The sequence below is a fragment of the Streptomyces sp. NPDC017890 genome, assembly GCF_044328675.1.
Lineage (GTDB): Bacteria > Actinomycetota > Actinomycetes > Streptomycetales > Streptomycetaceae > Streptomyces.
In genome coordinates, this window is the sequence record NZ_JBIRHU010000002.1 from 1 (window position 1) to 16,267 (window position 16,267).

Below are 16,267 nucleotides of genomic sequence, written 5' to 3' on the forward strand. Positions count from 1 at the left end.
GCTCGACTCCGCCGGCATCGACGCCGACGAACTCACCGTCCACACCCCCGACCTCGACGACGTCTTCTTCGCCCTCACCGGCGGCACCGACCAGCCCAAGGAGGCTGTCCGATGAGCACCCCCCTGGCCCCCGCCTCCCCGGCCCCCGCCCGCCCGGCCCGGATCTCCCTCGCCGTGCGCGACTCGTCCACGATGCTGCGCCGCAACCTCCTGCACGCCCGGCGCTACCCGTCCATGACACTGAACCTGCTGTTCACGCCGGTCGTGCTGCTGCTGCTCTTCGTCTACGTCTTCGGCGACGTGATGAGCGCCGGCATCGGGGACGGCGGCGCGGACCGCTCCGCGTACGTCGCCTATCTCGTGCCGGGCCTGTTGCTGATGACGATCGGCAGCACCACGATCGGTACCGCGGTGTCCGTCTCCATGGACATGACCGAGGGCATCATCGCCCGCTTCCGCACCATGGCCATCCACCGGCCCTCCGTGCTCATCGGACATGTCATCGGCAGCCTGGTGCAGGCGGTCCTGAGCGTGGTCCTCGTGGGCGCCGTCGCCGTGGCCATCGGCTTCCGGTCCACGGACGCCACGGCCCTGGAGTGGGCCGCGGCCTTCGGACTGCTGGTGCTCTTCACTCTGGCACTCACCTGGATCGCGGTCGGCATGGGCCTGACCAGCCCGAACGCCGAGGCCGCCAGCAACAACGCGATGCCGCTGATCCTGCTGCCGCTCCTCTCCAGCGCCTTCGTGCCGGTCGACGCGATGCCGGGCTGGTTCCAGCCCATCGCCGAGTACCAGCCGTTCACCCCCGCCATCGAGACCCTGCGCGGCCTGCTGCTCGGCACCGGGATCGGCCACAACGGCTGGCTCGCGGTCGCCTGGTGCCTGGCTCTCACCGCGCTCGGCTACTTCTGGTCGAAGGCGGTCTTCAGCCGCGACCCGAGGTAGCCGACGGCGGCGCCGGCCCCGACAGGGCGGGGGTGGCGCCACCTGAGGGCGAGCGTGGCGCCATCGGTGATGCCAATGGCGCCAAAGTCGCTCGCAATGACACCACGAGTGTGCCATCATGGTGCCAACGCGGAGCGCGCCTCTCGGCTACTGGGCCGAGGGGCGCGTGTCGCGCAGGAGTGAGCCGGACAAAGAACCGGACAGAAAAAGGGGGCGGACCATGGACACAGCACAGAGCCCGCAGCAGGCGGCGCCCGGTGCCCGCACCGCCTTCGCGCGCTTCGTGCTCTGCGGCGGCGGGGTGGGGCTCGCCTCCAGCTTCGCCGTGGTGGCCCTCGCCTCCTGGATCCCCTGGGTCCTGGCCAACGCACTGATCACCGTGGTCTCCACGCTCCTCGCCACCGAGCTGCACGCCCGCTTCACCTTCGGCGCGGGCAGGCACGCGACCTGGCGCCAGCACGTGCAGTCGGCCGGATCCGCGGCGGCCGCGTACGCGGTGACCTGCGCGGCGATGCTCGCCCTGCACCAACTGGTGGCGACGGCCGGCGCGGTCCTCGAGCAGGCCGTCTACCTGTCCGCGTCCGCACTCGCCGGTGTCGCGCGGTTCGCTGTCCTGCGTCTCGTCGTCTTCGCGCGCAACCGCTCGCAGACCGTGGCCGACGGTGGCGGCGCAGCACCGACGACCGGGGCCACGGCCTCGTACCCGATGAGCGACGGCCACGCGGCAGGACCCGACGTGTCGCCGTACGGCTGCGACGGCGGCGGAAACGACTCACGCCGCGCACCTGGACGCGGGGCACCGGGTGCCGGACGCCGGAAGACAGCGGCGCGTCCGGGCGTTGTCGCCAGGCATGAGGATCAGCGAGGCTTCCAGAGCCAGCGGCGCCAGTCCACGATCGTTACGCCACTACGAGGACGAGGGACTGATCGTCCCGGGGCGCCGCGGCAACGGGTTCCGCGACTACTGCCAGTCCACGGTCGACCGGGTGCTCGTCGTCCGCTCGTTGCTGGAGTCCGGGCTGCCCGTGCGGTTGATCAGGGAGGTCCTGCCCCGTCTCACCGACGGCTCCGAGGCCGGCGACGCGGTTGTGGTGGACGCGGCGTTCCTGCACGAGGTGCGGAGCTACCGGGACCGGCTCGCCGCCCGTGTCGCCGCTCTCGGTGATCAGCAGGCGGCACTCGACGCCTACCTGCGCGAGGCGGTCCGTCGCACCGGCTCGTGAGCGCCGCTTGACCCTGACACGAGTGTGAGGCTTCTACCGTTCGGCGCATGGAGACCGACGAGCAGCAGCACACCGCGGAGCGGACGATACGAGCACTGGTCCAGCGGTCGTACCGGGGCCCGGAGGACCTGACCCTCACGACCGGTCGGCGGCGCCCGGCCCCGGGGCCCGGCGAGTACCTGATCCGGGTGGGCGCCGCCGGGGTCAACTTCGCCGACGTCATGCAGACGCGCGGCACCTACGGGGGAGGCCCCCGGGCGCCGTATGCCGCGGGCTTCGAAGCAGCCGGTGAGATCGTGGCCGTCGGCACCGGCGTGGAGCGCGGCCTCCCGGTCGGCACCCATGTCGTCGGCACGGGCCCGGGCGCCTTCGCGCAGTACATGACGATGCCGGCCGCCGGTGTGCTTCCGGTGCCCTCCGGCTGGAGTGACGCCGAGGCCCTCGGTCTGGTGCTGAACTGGGCCACCGCCTTGGCGGCACTGAAGCCGCTGGGCGAGATCGAGGCGGGTGACGCGGTGCTCGTGCACGCCGCGGCCGGAGGCGTGGGGCAGGCCGCCGTCCGTCTCGCCCGCCACTACGGAGGGCGCGTGATCGCCACGGCGTCACCGGCCAAGCACGACACCGTCAGAGCGCTCGGCGCCGACGAGGTCCTGGACCGTGCGCGCCCCGACCTGGCGGAGGAGATCAACCGTCTCACCGGCGGCGTCGACCTGGTCCTGGAATCGGTGGGACGGGCCACGTTCGACGTCAGCCTCTCCGTCACCAGACCCTTCACCGGCCGCATCGTCGTGTTCGGCGCCGCTTCCGGCGACGCCACCGTGACCGCACAGGACCTGATCTTCACCCACCCGGTCCAGATCAAGGGCCTGCACATCGGCGCGCTGGCCGCCGCGGCGCCGTCCCTCTACGAGTCGTTGCTCGTCGAGCTGGAGGCACTCATCGCCCAGGGCGTGTACCCACCCGGTACCCCACAGGTGCACCCCCTGGCCGAGGGGCCGGCAGTGCTGCGGCAACTGGAGGCCGGCCGGACCCGCGGCAAGCACGCGCTCGATCCCTGGCGGTAGGAGCACGACCCCACCCGACCCGACCCGACCCGAGGCGAACCGACCCGGACCGCCGCCCGGCGCGGTGGTGGTGCGGTCGTGCGGGTCAGTGGAAGGCGTGGACCACGGCGTGGCCCTTGCCGCGGCCGATCATCCACTTGTTGACCGGCGTGGTGATCACGAACGCGACGGCGAAGCCGCCGAGCAGCGCGTACCAGAACAGTCCGTCCGACAGGTGCGCGTCCATCGCTCCCGGTGTCAGCGCGATGATGCCGTTGTCGACCAGCTCCATCACCGCGATGGAGACGGTGTCGGCCGCCAGTGCGACCTTGATCGCGGCCTTCGGGGACACCCCCGCGCGCACGACCGCGAAAAGGGTGAAGGAGTAGCCGAAGGCGAAGGCCAGGGTGATGGCGAGGGCCATCGTCGGCACGTTGCCCCACATCAGGGCCGTGCCGATGACCATGCCGAGGATCTCGCCGATGGCGCACCCGGTGAGGCAGTGCAGCGTCGCCTTCACCGCCGTCGCCCAGGTGGTGCCGTGCCCGTGACCGCTGCGGTGCCCGCCGTGCCCCTCGTGTGCCCCGTGGCCGTGGCCGTGGCCGCCCCCAGGGGTGGCGCGGTCGTGTGCGGTACCGGAGTGGTGCGTGCTGTGGTCCATGACCTTCATCCCCGTTCGACGTCCCACAAGGGCCGGTCCCTTGGTGGCCCCACTGCCCGAACGGTATACCCCACGGGGGTATTCCGCAGTGCTGATCCGGTCCCCCGGATCCCATCCAGGAGGAAGGTGGTGCGCGATCACGCGCGTCGGGCTGGACACCGCTGCCTGGGAAGGGCAGCCGACGCGGACCGTCGTCGACGGCCGGGTGGTGCGCCCGTAGGAGCGAGGTCAGCCGCGCCACTCCACCAGAAGGAGCGTCGAGTCGTCCGTGGTGTGCCCGCCCCGTGCCCGCTTGAGCGTATGGGAGAGGGAGCGCGCCATCGCCCGGATCCCGCGGTCGGTCCGCTCCAGCCCGTTCACCCAGTCGATCAGCTGGTCCTCCCCGAACTCTGCCTCTCCGGTCTCGTGCTCCTCGATCAGACCGTCGGTGAAGCACAGGAGGCGGTCCCCCGGTTCCAGGGTCATCCCGCTCATCTGCGGTTCGGCACCGCCCAGACCGACAGGGAGGGTCGTCGGGCCGGTGAGCCGGAGTGCGACGCGGTGATCACGGATGAGCATCGGTGACGGGTGCCCGGCGTTGACCCACTCGAGGTGTCCCGTCGTGGTGTCCAGTTGCAGCATCTGCGCGGTGACGAAGTGCTCGGGGCCGAACTGGTCCGCCACGGCGCGGTCCATGAAGGCGTAGATCTCCGGCAGCCCGGTGCCGGCGCGGCGGGCGTGGCGGTAGGCACCGATGGCCACGGTGGCCATCGTGGCCGCGTCCAGGCCGTGGCCCATCGCGTCGATCATGACCACGTGGAGGACGTCCTCGTTGAGGGCGTAGTCGAAGCTGTCACCCGCCACGTCGTAGGCGGGCTCCAGGATCCCCGCCACGGCGACCCGGGGCATGACCATCGCCAGCGGTGGCAGCAGGGTCCACTGGATCTCGGCGGCGACGCTCATCGACTCACCGCGGCGGACACCGAAGAACAGGTCGGAGTAGCCGTGCTTGGTCACCAGGAGATCGGCCACCAGACCGGAGAGCCTGCGCAGCAGGCGGCGGTCCTGGTCATCGACGCTGTCCAGCGTCACGGCCATGACCCCGGCCTGGTCGCCGCCGTCCAGCAGCGGCAGATGGACCCGCACGCCGCCGTCCTCGGGCAGCTCGACGGGGCGGGCGTCGAGAAAACAGCGGCCCGCCTCGGAGTCGTCGATCAGCTGCGGTTCGCCGTCCGCGAGGCCGTCGCCGGGCAGGGGGACGAGCAGAAGCTGGCCGTAGTCCTGCAGCAGCACCTGCGGCCGGCGGCCCCCGAGCCGCTCCACCACGTCGGCGACCAGAGGCCCGATCAGGTGGGGCGGCAGCTCGTGCGCGCGATCGAGGAGCTCTCCCAGCAGAGCTTCACCGAAGCTCTCGCCGCGGTCCGCGTGCCGTCCGCCCGCCATCGCCTCACCCGTCCCGGGCATCTTCCGGCTGCCCTGTCCGCCACTCGCCGGGAACGGCGACGCGGTGGTCGCCCGCCCGAGAAGACCGGTATTGCCAGGCTACGCCCGGCCGTGGCAGTCGGCGCGGCCCACGGGATCGCGCGAGGAGTCACGCAGCCATCGCAGAAGTCGTTCTGTCGTTCCGCGCGTCCACCACGATCAGCGCTCGTTCCGTGTTGCTGCCCTTCGGTTCGGCGTTCACGTCGTCACGGATCTACTGCTCGCCTTCGGCAGCCGGCCGCGGCGACTCGTGGACGTATGCGAGGGCGGTGTCCAGGAGGTGGCGCAGCTGGGCCGGTGTCGGGGCGACGGCGGTGGCGATGAGGGCCTGGGAGGCGGCGAGAGGGGTCAGTACGGCGTATCCCTCCGCCGGGTCGTCGCCGATGACGTGCGGCTCCTGGGGCGTGTCCAGTCCCGGACCGACCAGGAGGAGCTGCCCGGTCGCCCGGTGGTCCCCGAGGACGGCGGGGCCGTCCCACGCCGGCGCCGGGTGGCCGTAGGCGGAGTGCTGGTCGAGGAGCGGTCGTCCGCCGCGCCGTACGGTCAGACGGGTGGTGAGGTGGCCCGGCGCCTCGCCCGAGCGGCCCAGGAGCTGTTCCTCCCGCATGAGCAGGCGAGCGGTGGGGGCGAGGTCGACGGCGAACGTCTGGTGCAGGGTGCTGCCCCGGGTACTGATCAGCGGCTCGGGCAGCCAGTGCAGGGACGCGTCGTCGTCCACCTCGATCCGTACGTCGTACGTCGCCGGTGCGGTGGTGGGGCCGCGCAGGGCGATGGTGGCGGCTGCGCCGGTCACCTCCAGCCGGGCGCGTGTCTCGGCGGTGATGTCGATGGCGAGCCGGTCTCCGCCGAGCGGCGCGCTCATCGCGCCGAGTACGCAGACACGTGCCTGCTCTCCGCGGGCCCGTAGCCGGCGCAGGTGGAAGGGGCCGTCGCTGTGGAGGAGGGGGACCGTCGTGGTGCGGCCGTTGTGGGTGGCCCGGATCCGGGCGGTCGCGGCGACTCCGGACGGGTGCGCCGGGGCGGGCCCGGCGGAGCGCCGGCCGTGCGGGCCACCGCCGGCGCGGAGGGGCTCGCCGGCCGGCGTCGGGATCGCGGCCGGCGTCTGCGCGGTGGTGACGTTCACCGGGTGGATCCGTCGGCGTGCCAGGCGGCGAGGCAGCCGGTGACCCAGTCGGCGACCGGCTGGACGCCGTCGGCGCCGGTGAGGCTGGTGAAGGCGTACGGCAGGTCTCCCCGCTGCTTGCGGGTGTCGGCCCTCATGGTGTCCAGGTCGACGCCGACGTAGGGGGCCAGGTCGGTCTTGTTGACGACGAGGAGGTCGGCGGTGGTGATGCCGGGGCCGCCCTTGCGGGGGATGTCGTCGCCGCTGGCCACGTCGATGACGAAGACCTGGGTGTCGACGAGTCCGCGGGAGAAGGTCGCGGTGAGGTTGTCTCCGCCGGACTCGATGAGGATCAGGTCGAGCGGGTGCAGGGTCTGCTCGAGGTCCTCGACGGCTTCGAGGTTGGCGGAGATGTCGTCGCGGATGGCGGTGTGCGGGCAGGCTCCGGTCTCCACGGCGGTGATCCGCTCGGGCGGCAGGACGGCCTCGCGGCGCAGGAAGGCGGCGTCCTCCTGGGTGTAGATGTCGTTGGTGACCACGGCGATGGAGAACCGGTCGCGCAGGGTGCGGCACAGTGCGGCCACGGTCGCGGTCTTGCCCGAGCCGACGGGTCCGCCGAAGCCGATGCGCAGGGCGCGGCGGCTGCCGTCGGCGAGCAGCGGTTCGGCGCTGTGGGTGTGGCGGTGCGGCATGGTCACGGGGTGGTCGAGATGCACGGGGATGCTCCAGGCAGCAGTCAGGACTGGTTCAGGACTGGTCAGGGCCGGTCAGGAGGCGAAGAGCCGGACGGTCCAGGCGGCGTGCTGCTCACCGGTGATGTCCAGCAGGGGAGCGGACGCGGCGGGCAGGGCGGTGAGCCCCTCGGTCGCCGCCCGCCCCGCCGCGCCGGCCGCGGTGTCGGCGACGGTGTCGAGTTCGTCGGCGAGCCGTGCCAGTACGCCGGTGGCGTCGAACGGGTCGAGGCTCAGCAGGCGCACCGCGGCGGTCGCCGGACCGCCCACGCTCTCGTAGGCGGCGGCCTGTGCGGCGTCGAGTGGAGTGAGTCCGGCGGCGCGGGCGGTGACGCCGAGCACGACCGGCTGGTGGGCGCCCTGGGGCCGGTGTCGGGCAAGGTGGTCGAGGTCGGTGCTGGGCCAGGTGGCCCGGGCCGCGCGCATCAGTTGCCGGCCCAGGCGGCGTGAGATGTGGCGCAGTGCCGGTACGGGGGTGCGGGTGTCGGCGGCCTCGTCCAGGGCGAGGGCGTCGTACCCGGCGGCGGCCGCCGCGGCGAGGCCGGCCGCGACCAGTCCGGCGGTGTGCAGCCGCCCCCGGCAGAACGCCTCCAGGCTCGCGGTGTCGTGGACCCGGCCGGAGGCGACGGCGGCCTCCATTCCGCCGGAATGGGCGTGCCCGCCGGCGGGGAAGCGGCCGTCGGCCAGGACGAGCAGGGCAGTGCGGCTCATGGGGTGGCGGGACCGCCTTTCGCGGGGAGGTGCCGGAGTCGGTCGCGCGCGCGTGACCGGCCCCTGCCGTGCTGATCAGGCCGTGGTGGTCAGAAGCCGTGGTGGTCAGAAGAGGAAGTACCGCTGTGCCAGGGGCAGCTCGGTCGCGTAGTTCCGTCCGACTTCCTGCCCGTCGACCGTGGTGCGGACGTCGGAGGTGGTGGCGCCGCCGATGGTGACGTCGAAGGTGTCGGGGTCGATGTCGATCTCCGGGACTCCGTTGTTGTGGATCATGTCGGCCTTGGTGACCTCCCGGGTGGAGCGGATCGCGCGCAGGGGCTTGAGCAGCCCGATCGTGGGGAGTTCGCCGTCGAGGGCGCCTTCGGCCACGAAGTTGAAGGAGTTCGCCGCCGGGGCGCGGCCCTCGAAGCCCCAGACGGGGCGCGGGAGGTAGGGCTGCGGGGTGGGGATGGAGGCGTTGGCGTCGCCGATCTGGGCGTAGGAGATCTGGCCGCCCTTGATGACCATGTGCGGCTTGACGCCGAAGAACTTCGGCTCCCACAGCACCAGGTCGGCGAGTTTGCCGGTCTCGACGGAGCCGACCTCGTGGTCGATGCCGTGGGTGATGGCCGGGTTGATCGTGTACTTGGCGACGTAGCGGCGGGCACGGAAGTTGTCCGCGTGCGCGTCGTCCTCGCGCAGGTGGCCGTAGCGGGACTTCATGACGTGCGCGGTCTGCCAGGTCCGCATGATCATCTCGCCGATGCGGCCCATGGCCTGGGCGTCGGAGGACATCATCGAGATGGCGCCCATGTCGTGCAGCAGGTCCTCGGCGGCCATGGTGGAGGGCCGGATCCGGGAGTCGGCGAACGCCATGTCCGCCTCGACCTCCGGATTGAGGTGATGGCACACGATCATCATGTCGACGTGCTCCTTGACGGTGTTGACCGTGAAGGGCCGGGTCGGGTTCGTGGACGCGGGCAGCACGTTGGCTTTGCCGGCGAGGCTGATCATGTCGGGTGCGTGGCCGCCGCCGGCGCCCTCGATGTGGAAGATGTGCAGGCTGCGGTACTTGGCCTTCTTGGCCTTGCGGTCCTTCTTGGTCGCGGCGAAGGTGCTCTGCACGAAGCCGGCCTCGTTCAGCGAGTCGGCGTGCAGCGCGACCTGGACACCGGTCTCCTCGCACACCGTCAGCGCGGCGTCGATCACCGCCGGGGTGGCACCCCAGTCCTCGTGGATCTTGAAGCCGAGGGCGCCGGCCGCGACCTGGTCGTGCAGCGCCTTCTTCGAGACGGTGCTGCCCTTGGCCAGCAGGCCGATGTTCACCGGGAAGGCGTCCAGCGCCTCGAACGTCCGCTGGATGTGCCACTTGCCCGGCGTCACGGTGGTGGCCGTACTGCCCTCGGCCGGGCCGGTGCCGCCGCCGATCAGCGTCGTCACGCCCGACGCCACCGCCTCGTGGATCTGGTTCGGGCAGAGGAAGTGCACGTGGGTGTCGACGCCGCCCGCGGTCAGGATGCGGCCCTTGCCGGAGATCACCTCCGTCTCGGGGCCCACGACGAAGTCCGAGGCCCGCGGGTCGTCGTTGGGACGGGGCGTCATGGTCTCCGGGTTGTACGCCTTGCCGATGGCCCGGATACGGCCGTCGCGCAGCCCGACGTCGGCCTTGACGACGCCCCAGTGGTCCAGGACCAGCGCACCGGTGATCACGGTGTCCACCGGCTCGCGGGGGTCGTCGCGGGGGATGTGCGACTGGCCCATCGACTCACGGATCACCTTGCCGCCGCCGAAGACCATCTCGTCGCCGCTGCGCCCCGGCCCACCGCACCAGTCCGCTTCGATGCGCAGGACGAGATTGGTGTCGGCCAGCCGGACCCGGTCGCCGGCGGTCGGCCCGTACAGGTCGGCGTACCGGGAACGCAGCAGCGGGTCCCAGGGCTTGTCCGTCTCAGTCCTGTCCGGCATCGAGGTGCCTCTCCTCTTCGCTCTTGTCGGCCTGGAGCCCGTGGACGATCCGCTCGCCGGCGATCGGCACGAGCATCACGGTGCGCCTGTCACCGGGCTCGAACCGTTCGGACGTGCCGGACGGAATGTGCAGCCGCATGCCGTGGGCCGCCTCGCGACGGAACTTGAGTCCCTCGTTGGCCTCGGCGAAGTGGAAGTGGGATCCCACCTGGACCGGGCGGTCCTTGGGGTTGCGCACGACCAGTGGTACGGGCGTCGCGCCGTCGTTGAAGGCGACCCGGTGTTCGTCCTCGTCCGGCAGCAGTTCCGGCTTGCCGGGATGGACGTCCACCTTGGTGGACGCCTCGTCGAACGGCTTGCTGATGGTCACCAGCTTCGTGCCGTCCGGGAACGTCGCCTCGACCTGGACGTTGTCGACCATCTCCGGCACGCCGTCCATGACCTCGCTGCGCTTCAGCACATGGCGCCCCGACTCCATCACCGCGTCGACCGTCGCCCCGGCCCGCGCCTCCTCGAAGACATGCGCCGTCAACAGCGCCATGACTTCGGGGTAGTTCAACAGCAGACCGCGTTCACGGCGTCGCTGGGCGACATCGGCCGCCACGTGGATCAACAGACGTTCCTGCTCGTGCGGTGTCAGATGCACGCTGGTCCCCCTCTCCTGTTCGTCGGTTCCACCCGCGGGGCGAGCACGACCGAGGGGAGATCGAGAAGCCGTCCGTCGCGCTTGCCACAGACCGATCCTGGGAGAGGGAAGGAACCGATGGGCGGCGAAAGGGCCTGGTCGGCCCTGATGGAGTGAACCGGAGTCACAGCGCGCACACGGGGGCGCGGCGACCGCGCACGGCGGTCACCGGGGGAGCCGCGCCCGAGCGTGGTCACTCGCCGGTCGTCCTGGCCACCAGCGCGCTGTACGTCAGTTGCAGGTCTGCGTCCCGCCCTCACCGCGCAGCCTGATCTCCACGTGTGCACCGACGACGCGGGTGTCGAAGGCGGGCTGGGGCGCGGTGGCGGGGCCGCGGACGTTCCAGCCGTCCGAGAGCCGGAAGACGCTGCCGTGCCAGGGGCACTCGACGCACCCGTCGGCGACCGTGCCCTCGGACAGCGGGCCCGCCAGATGACTGCACCGGTCGGCCAGTGCGTGGAAGGTCCCGCCGGTCTCGCGCACCACCAGGACCGGCACGTCGTCCACGGCGCGCCGCACGGGCCGGCCGGCGGGGAACTCGTCCACGGTGCCGATCCGGTGCCAGCCTTCGCCGACGACGTGCGGTACTTCCTCGGCGTGGTTGGCACCGGAAGCCTGCCGGTAGGCGAGGTGACCGCCGAGCATGCCGCCCAGGCCGACCGCCGTCAGCCCGAGGAAGCCGTACGCGCGGCCCGCGGCGGACCGTCCGGTGAGGCGGCACAGGAGCGACGCGCCGTACAGTCCCACGGCCGCTGTGTTGGCCACGGCGTGCACCAGCCCCACCCGGGTCTGCTGCCGGTGCAGCTCGGCCCAGTCGACCGCGCCCGCCAACGCGGCCGGACCGGCCGCCGCCAGCCCGACGCCCACGAGGAGGCCGGCCTCCCGGGCGCGGCCGGGCCACAGGTCGAGGACGGCGGCGGACATCCAGCTGCCGATGGGCACCTGGACCATCAAGGGGTGCACAGGATGACCGAGCCACCTGCCGTGCAGCGCGTCCCGAGCCCGGCCCAGAGGGAGCGCTCGCACACGCCTGGTGAGCTTGTCGATCGCCGCGTCCGCCCGGGGATCACGCTCCAGGGCGTCGAGCAGCCACAGCATCCGGTTCTGGCCCGTACGGCGACGACCTGGCTTTCTGCTCATGGGCGGAGGGTCCCCCGCAGGGCATGGGGCAAACAGCAGCCGGGCCAGGACGCCGGCTCCGCCTCCTGGCCGACCGGGCGGGTGCCCCGGCCGGCCGGGAGGACGCGGAGTCAGCCCTTGCCCATGGCCTGGCGCACGGCGTCCTTGGTGCGGTCCATCAGCGCGGCGACCGGCCCCAGCGCCATGTTCTTCGCCCCGGACTCGACGCCCGGGTGGGGCCGGGTGGGCGCCATCGCCTCGGCGGCCTTGATCGCCTTGGCCATCGCGGCCAGGTTGGTGACGTCGGTGCTGCGGCGGATGTGGGTGAACTCGTAGCGTTCCTCGGCCCGCGCGTGCTCCTGGACGTCCTGGCGCAGCTTGAGCAGCTGGGGCATGAACTTCGGGTCGTCGGTGTCCATGTCGTCGAGCGCGGACAGGGTCTCCTTGGCCGCCTTCTCCTCGGCGAGACGGTCCTTCACGACCTGCTCGCCGCCGGGGAAGCCCTTGCGGGCGAAGGGGTGGACGACCTCCTCCTCGGCCGTCTCGTGCACGGCCAGCAGGCGCACCAGACGGCGGAAGGCGTCGCGGCGTTCCTCGCCCGTGGTGGCCTCGACCTCGTCGAAGAGGTTGCGGATGTCGCCGTGCTGGCGCATCAGCAGGGAGACGACGTCGTCGTCCTTGGCCAGGTCGTCCCCGGCGTGCGGGGTCTTCAGCTCGGACATCGCGGCCTCCCTACTTCTCGCGCTGGGAGGGGTCGGGGTGCTCGCCCTCGGTCTGGACGCGGTACTCGCGGCCGAACATGTCCTGGTGCTCGTGGATCACCCGGTCGCTGGGGGGCGCCTCGCCGCCGTGGATCTGCTCCTGCATCTGCTCGAACCGCTCGTGCGCCTCACGCACGTAGCCGGCCCCGAGCGTGGTGAGGTCCATCTGGGTGTCCAGCAGCTCGCGCAGGTAGCCCTTGTTCGGCTCGAAGGTGAGCACGTTGGGCAGCTCGGGGGCCAGCACGGAGGCGGGGTCGCGGCCGTCGTGGCGGCGCATCAGGTCGCAGGCGGCGTGCAGGTGCTCCAGCTCCATGTTCAGGTGCAGTTCCCAGATCGCCTTGACCTTGGGGTCGCTCTCCTGCTCCATGAAGGAGTGGTACAGGTAGCACTCGTTGTACTCGTGGTTGACGAGCTGCTCCCACCACGTCTCGCCCGGGTCCACGAGGGACTCGTAGTGGGTGACGTGCTCCTCCTCGATCAGCCCGATCTCCTGGTAGAGCTGGCGGGCGATCGGCTCCATGTAGGTGGGGCCGGTGTTCATGTAGAAGTTCATGGTCTGCTGCTCCGCCGACATGATCGTCAGCGCGTGCAGCTTCGACAGCGGGTTCGTCTCGTCCTTGGCGTACGGGTCGCGGACGTTGTCGACCGGATTGCGGTGGTGGTACCTGGTGGGCCGGCCGGGCATGACCTCGGTCAGGTTGTCGACGATCGACTCGGCCTTGCGGTGCTCGATCATCTCGTACAGGTTGGCGTACCGGTACAGGTGGTCGAAGTCCTCCAGCACCCCGAACTGGTACGCCTGCTTCAGGTACGGGTCCGGCTCCATGCGTGCCACCCACGCCGTCAGGTCCACCGCGACCTGCTCGTAGGCGATGGTCGTCTCCAGGACCGAGGAGACACCGGGGAGCAGCCAGTTCACGACCTTCTGCTGCTGCGCCTCGATGTAGCGCACCCGCGCCAGCTGCCGCTTGATCTCCGGGTCCACGGTGTGGCGGGCGAGCTGGTGGCTGAAGAGGATCGCCTCCACCTCGATCCCGTTCATCGTGATGATCCGGCACCGGGTGTACGGGTCGCAGTGGTCCGGATCGATCGGGTCCACGTTCAGCTCACGCCAGCTGCGCAGCTGACGGTCCAGCGGGATGCCCCGCTGCTCCAGCGGATTGAAGGTCATGGGGGTGCCTCCTGAGGACGAGGGGGACTCGCGCGCCGCTGGGGAACCCCGCTTCAGGCGACGAGCACAGACACGGTCCTCAGTCTGTTCACGACGGGCACTTTCCAGCCACCGCTCACACCTGCCGCCCGCATGGTTCCCCTGGATGGGGCAACCGAGCGGGCGCGTGCCGCGCCCATCGGCGAGCGTGTCCTCGCCTCACCGGCCCGGCACGGCGGCCGGCGACCGCGACCGCCCCACCCGGGGCACATCACCACCCCAGCGAAACCGATGTGCCCTCAATGTGCCCTGGCCGCCTGAAGGACCCTTTCGGCACATGACGAGAGCGAGGCCCGAAGACCCCGCCCGACCTCTACGAACCCCAGCTCAGGGCCACACCAGGCAGTACGGCTGATGCCCCGCCTCATGCAGCCGATGGCTGAAGTCCTGCCACTCGTGCAGCAACTGGTACACGTTGAACGCGTCCCGTGGCCCGCCCCGGTCCGGGACCGTCGACCAGATGAAGGCCGCCGCGCCGACGGCCTCCTCGCCGATGCCGCGCAGGGGGTCGACGACGGTCATCGGGAGTTTCACCACCGCGTAGTCGGGGTGCAGGACGACCAGTTCCAGCGGGGGGACCTTGTGCAGGGGCACGCCCTCGATGCCGGTGAGGACCATGGCGGCCATGGTTTCCGGCTTGATCTTGGTGAACATGCCGTTCATCCCGAGCTCGTCGCCGCCGAGCTCCTCGGGGCGCATCGAGATCGGGACGCGGGCCGCGGTCGCGCCGTCGGGCGCGCCGAAGTACTTGTAGGTCACCCCCACCCGACCACCATTCCTGCTCCCCGCCCCCAGCCGGTCGGCGCGTCGGTCGAGTCCGTCGGGCTCGACCGGTGTGCCGTGTGTCTGACGTGCTTCGGTCGTCTCCTCCGCCTCGCGTCGGTGCCTTCCCCGCCGGGCACGTCGAGGACCCAGGTCGTCGGTCCCCTCGCCCAGTCCGCCACCGCGATGCATATCTCCACCCGACTGCTTTTCTAGGACGCGTGGCCCCCGCCGCGCAACCCGATCATCGTGTCAGTGACCTCCCCCACGGCCGCTCGCCGAAACGTGCGGTGAAACATATGTCCGTCATATGTCCGCAGGACGCCGGCAGCCCCTCTCCGCGCTGCCGCGTGAGCTGCGTGGATGGCCTCCAGTCTGGCAGACGGCACGGCGGTCGGGCGGGTTGTCTACCCTGATGAGGTCACCCTGGGCAACCAGAGGCCGAGCAGGGCCCGAGCGGGGGCCCGAGCAGGCCCGGGCAGGCCCGAGTGGGGCCCGGGTGGGCCCCAGCAGGGTCCGAGCAAGGGTCCGATACGTCGGAGAAGGTCGAGAAGGTCGGAGAAGTCGCAGGTCATGAGCGAACTGGCATATCCATACGAAGCACCGGCCTCGCAGGCTCTGTTCGACCGTGCGGCGGCCGTCACGCCGGGCGGCGTGAACTCCCCGGTGCGGGCCTTCCGGGCCGTGGGCGGCACGCCCCGGTTCATGGTGTCGGGCACCGGGCCGTACCTGACCGACGCCGACGGCCGGGAGTACGTCGACCTCGTCTGCTCCTGGGGGCCGATGATCCTCGGGCACGCCCACCCCGAGGTGATCGCCGCCGTGCAGGACGCGGTCGCGCGCGGGACGTCGTTCGGTACGCCCGCCGAGGGCGAGGTCGCGCTCGCGGAGGCGATGGTCGAGCGGGTCGCCCCGCTGGAGCAGGTGCGGCTGGTGTCCAGCGGGACCGAGGCCACCATGTCGGCCATCCGGCTGGCCCGCGGGTTCACGCAGCGCACCAAGGTGATCAAGTTCGCCGGGTGTTACCACGGTCACGTCGACTCGCTGCTCGCCGCCGCGGGGTCCGGCGTCGCCACCTTCGCGCTGCCCGACACCCCCGGTGTCACCGGCGCGCAGGCGAGCGACACGATCGTCCTGCCGTACAACGACCTCGACGCCGTGCACGCCGCCTTCGCCGCCCACCCCGGCGAGATCGCCTGCGTGATCACGGAGGCCTCGCCCGGCAACATGGGCGTCGTGCCGCCGCTGCCCGGGTTCAACCAGGGGCTGAAGGACGCGTGTGCCGCCGACGGCGCGCTGTTCGTCTCCGACGAGGTCATGACCGGGTTCCGGACCAGCCGCGCCGGGTGGTACGGGGTCGAGGGCGTCGTCCCCGACCTGATGACCTTCGGGAAGGTCATGGGTGGCGGGTTCCCCGCCGCCGCGTTCGGCGGGCGCGCCGACGTCATGGCGCATCTCGCCCCGGCCGGGCCCGTCTACCAGGCCGGCACCCTCTCCGGTAACCCGGTCGCCACCGCCGCCGGGCTCGCCCAGCTGCGGCTCCTCGACGACGCCGCGTACGGGACCGTCGACGCCGTGTCCGCGCAGATCCAGGGTCTCGTCACCGAGGCGCTGAACAAGGAGGGCGTCGCGCACACGCTGCAGACCGCCTCCAACATGTTCTCCGTCTTCTTCACGGACCGGCCCGTGCGGAACTACGAGGACGCCAAGGCGCAGGAGTCCTTCCGCTTCACCGCCTTCTTCCACGCGCTGCTGGAGAACGGCGTCTACCTGCCGCCGTCCTCCTTCGAGTCCTGGTTCGTGTCCACCGCGCACGACGAGCGCGCCGTCCAGCGCGTCGCCGACGCCCTCCCGGCGGCGGCCCGCGCGGCGGCGGAGGCGACCGCGTGAGCGCCGGGGAGAAGCAGGA

General features: G+C 71.5%; 15 protein-coding genes and 2 pseudogenes. 6 read left to right on the forward strand and 11 right to left on the reverse strand.

The window, feature by feature from the left end:
• From ACH4F2_RS02825 to ACH4F2_RS02845, 5 genes and pseudogenes are all read left to right on the forward strand, one after another.
• Positions 1 to 115 (forward strand): annotated as a pseudogene (locus tag ACH4F2_RS02825) (ABC transporter); the annotation flags it as partial.
• Positions 112 to 945 (forward strand): ABC transporter permease, encoded by an 834-nt coding sequence (locus tag ACH4F2_RS02830; protein WP_398130904.1) that lies wholly within the window; start codon positions 112 to 114, stop codon positions 943 to 945. The pseudogene ACH4F2_RS02825 and the gene ACH4F2_RS02830, both read left to right, overlap by 4 nt.
• 220 nt (positions 946 to 1,165) lie before the next feature.
• A pseudogene (locus ACH4F2_RS02835) lies at positions 1,166 to 1,642 on the forward strand (GtrA family protein); the annotation flags it as partial.
• A gap of 154 nt (positions 1,643 to 1,796) precedes the next feature.
• Positions 1,797 to 2,168, forward strand: coding sequence for a MerR family transcriptional regulator (locus tag ACH4F2_RS02840; RefSeq protein ID WP_398130905.1), 372 nt, complete (start codon positions 1,797 to 1,799; stop codon positions 2,166 to 2,168).
• Between the two features lie 47 nt (positions 2,169 to 2,215).
• Positions 2,216 to 3,232, forward strand: coding sequence for an NADPH:quinone oxidoreductase family protein (locus ACH4F2_RS02845; protein WP_398130906.1), 1,017 nt, complete (start codon positions 2,216 to 2,218; stop codon positions 3,230 to 3,232).
• A gap of 85 nt (positions 3,233 to 3,317) precedes the next feature.
• On the opposite strand, the gene ACH4F2_RS02850 is transcribed toward ACH4F2_RS02845, so the two are convergent.
• The 11 genes from ACH4F2_RS02850 to ACH4F2_RS02900 all read right to left on the reverse strand — a co-directional run bounded on the left by ACH4F2_RS02850 (position 3,318) and on the right by ACH4F2_RS02900 (position 14,361).
• Positions 3,318 to 3,872, reverse strand: coding sequence for a DUF4396 domain-containing protein (locus ACH4F2_RS02850; RefSeq protein ID WP_398130907.1), 555 nt, complete (start codon positions 3,870 to 3,872; stop codon positions 3,318 to 3,320).
• Between the two features lie 228 nt (positions 3,873 to 4,100).
• On the reverse strand, positions 4,101 to 5,294 hold the full coding sequence (locus ACH4F2_RS02855; RefSeq protein WP_398131256.1) for a PP2C family protein-serine/threonine phosphatase: 1,194 nt from the start codon (positions 5,292 to 5,294) through the stop codon (positions 4,101 to 4,103).
• A gap of 253 nt (positions 5,295 to 5,547) precedes the next feature.
• The gene (locus ACH4F2_RS02860; RefSeq protein WP_398130908.1) at positions 5,548 to 6,456 is read right to left on the reverse strand and encodes an urease accessory protein UreD; all 909 of its coding nucleotides are present in this window, start codon (positions 6,454 to 6,456) and stop codon (positions 5,548 to 5,550) included.
• Positions 6,453 to 7,151: an urease accessory protein UreG gene (gene ureG / locus ACH4F2_RS02865; protein ID WP_398130909.1), complete on the reverse strand. Its 699-nt coding sequence runs from the start codon at positions 7,149 to 7,151 to the stop codon at positions 6,453 to 6,455. Before ureG ends, ACH4F2_RS02860 begins: the two co-directional genes overlap by 4 nt.
• A gap of 51 nt (positions 7,152 to 7,202) precedes the next feature.
• On the reverse strand, positions 7,203 to 7,877 hold the full coding sequence (locus tag ACH4F2_RS02870) for an urease accessory protein UreF (RefSeq protein WP_398130910.1): 675 nt from the start codon (positions 7,875 to 7,877) through the stop codon (positions 7,203 to 7,205).
• A gap of 105 nt (positions 7,878 to 7,982) precedes the next feature.
• Positions 7,983 to 9,821 carry an urease subunit alpha gene (locus ACH4F2_RS02875; RefSeq protein WP_398130911.1) on the reverse strand — a complete coding sequence of 613 codons (1,839 nt, stop codon included), beginning with the start codon at positions 9,819 to 9,821 and terminating at the stop codon, positions 7,983 to 7,985.
• Positions 9,805 to 10,467, reverse strand: a complete 663-nt coding sequence (locus ACH4F2_RS02880; protein ID WP_398130912.1) for an urease subunit gamma — start codon at positions 10,465 to 10,467, stop codon at positions 9,805 to 9,807. The genes ACH4F2_RS02875 and ACH4F2_RS02880 overlap by 17 nt, the downstream gene beginning before the upstream one ends.
• A 270-nt stretch (positions 10,468 to 10,737) precedes the next feature.
• Positions 10,738 to 11,646 carry a Rieske 2Fe-2S domain-containing protein gene (locus ACH4F2_RS02885; RefSeq protein ID WP_398130913.1) on the reverse strand — a complete coding sequence of 303 codons (909 nt, stop codon included), beginning with the start codon at positions 11,644 to 11,646 and terminating at the stop codon, positions 10,738 to 10,740.
• Between the two features lie 110 nt (positions 11,647 to 11,756).
• On the reverse strand, positions 11,757 to 12,347 hold the full coding sequence (locus ACH4F2_RS02890; protein ID WP_398130914.1) for a hemerythrin domain-containing protein: 591 nt from the start codon (positions 12,345 to 12,347) through the stop codon (positions 11,757 to 11,759).
• A 10-nt stretch (positions 12,348 to 12,357) separates the two neighbouring features.
• Positions 12,358 to 13,557: a hypothetical protein gene (locus ACH4F2_RS02895; protein ID WP_398130915.1), complete on the reverse strand. Its 1,200-nt coding sequence runs from the start codon at positions 13,555 to 13,557 to the stop codon at positions 12,358 to 12,360.
• Positions 13,558 to 13,923: 366 nt separating this feature from the next.
• A complete protein-coding gene (locus ACH4F2_RS02900; protein WP_003974483.1) occupies positions 13,924 to 14,361 on the reverse strand; it encodes a hypothetical protein in 438 nt (145 codons plus the stop codon).
• Between the two features lie 570 nt (positions 14,362 to 14,931).
• Here ACH4F2_RS02900 and hemL point away from each other — a divergent pair.
• Positions 14,932 to 16,248 (forward strand): glutamate-1-semialdehyde 2,1-aminomutase, encoded by a 1,317-nt coding sequence (gene hemL / locus ACH4F2_RS02905; RefSeq protein ID WP_398130916.1) that lies wholly within the window; start codon positions 14,932 to 14,934, stop codon positions 16,246 to 16,248.
• Positions 16,249 to 16,267: the final 19 nt, after the last annotated feature.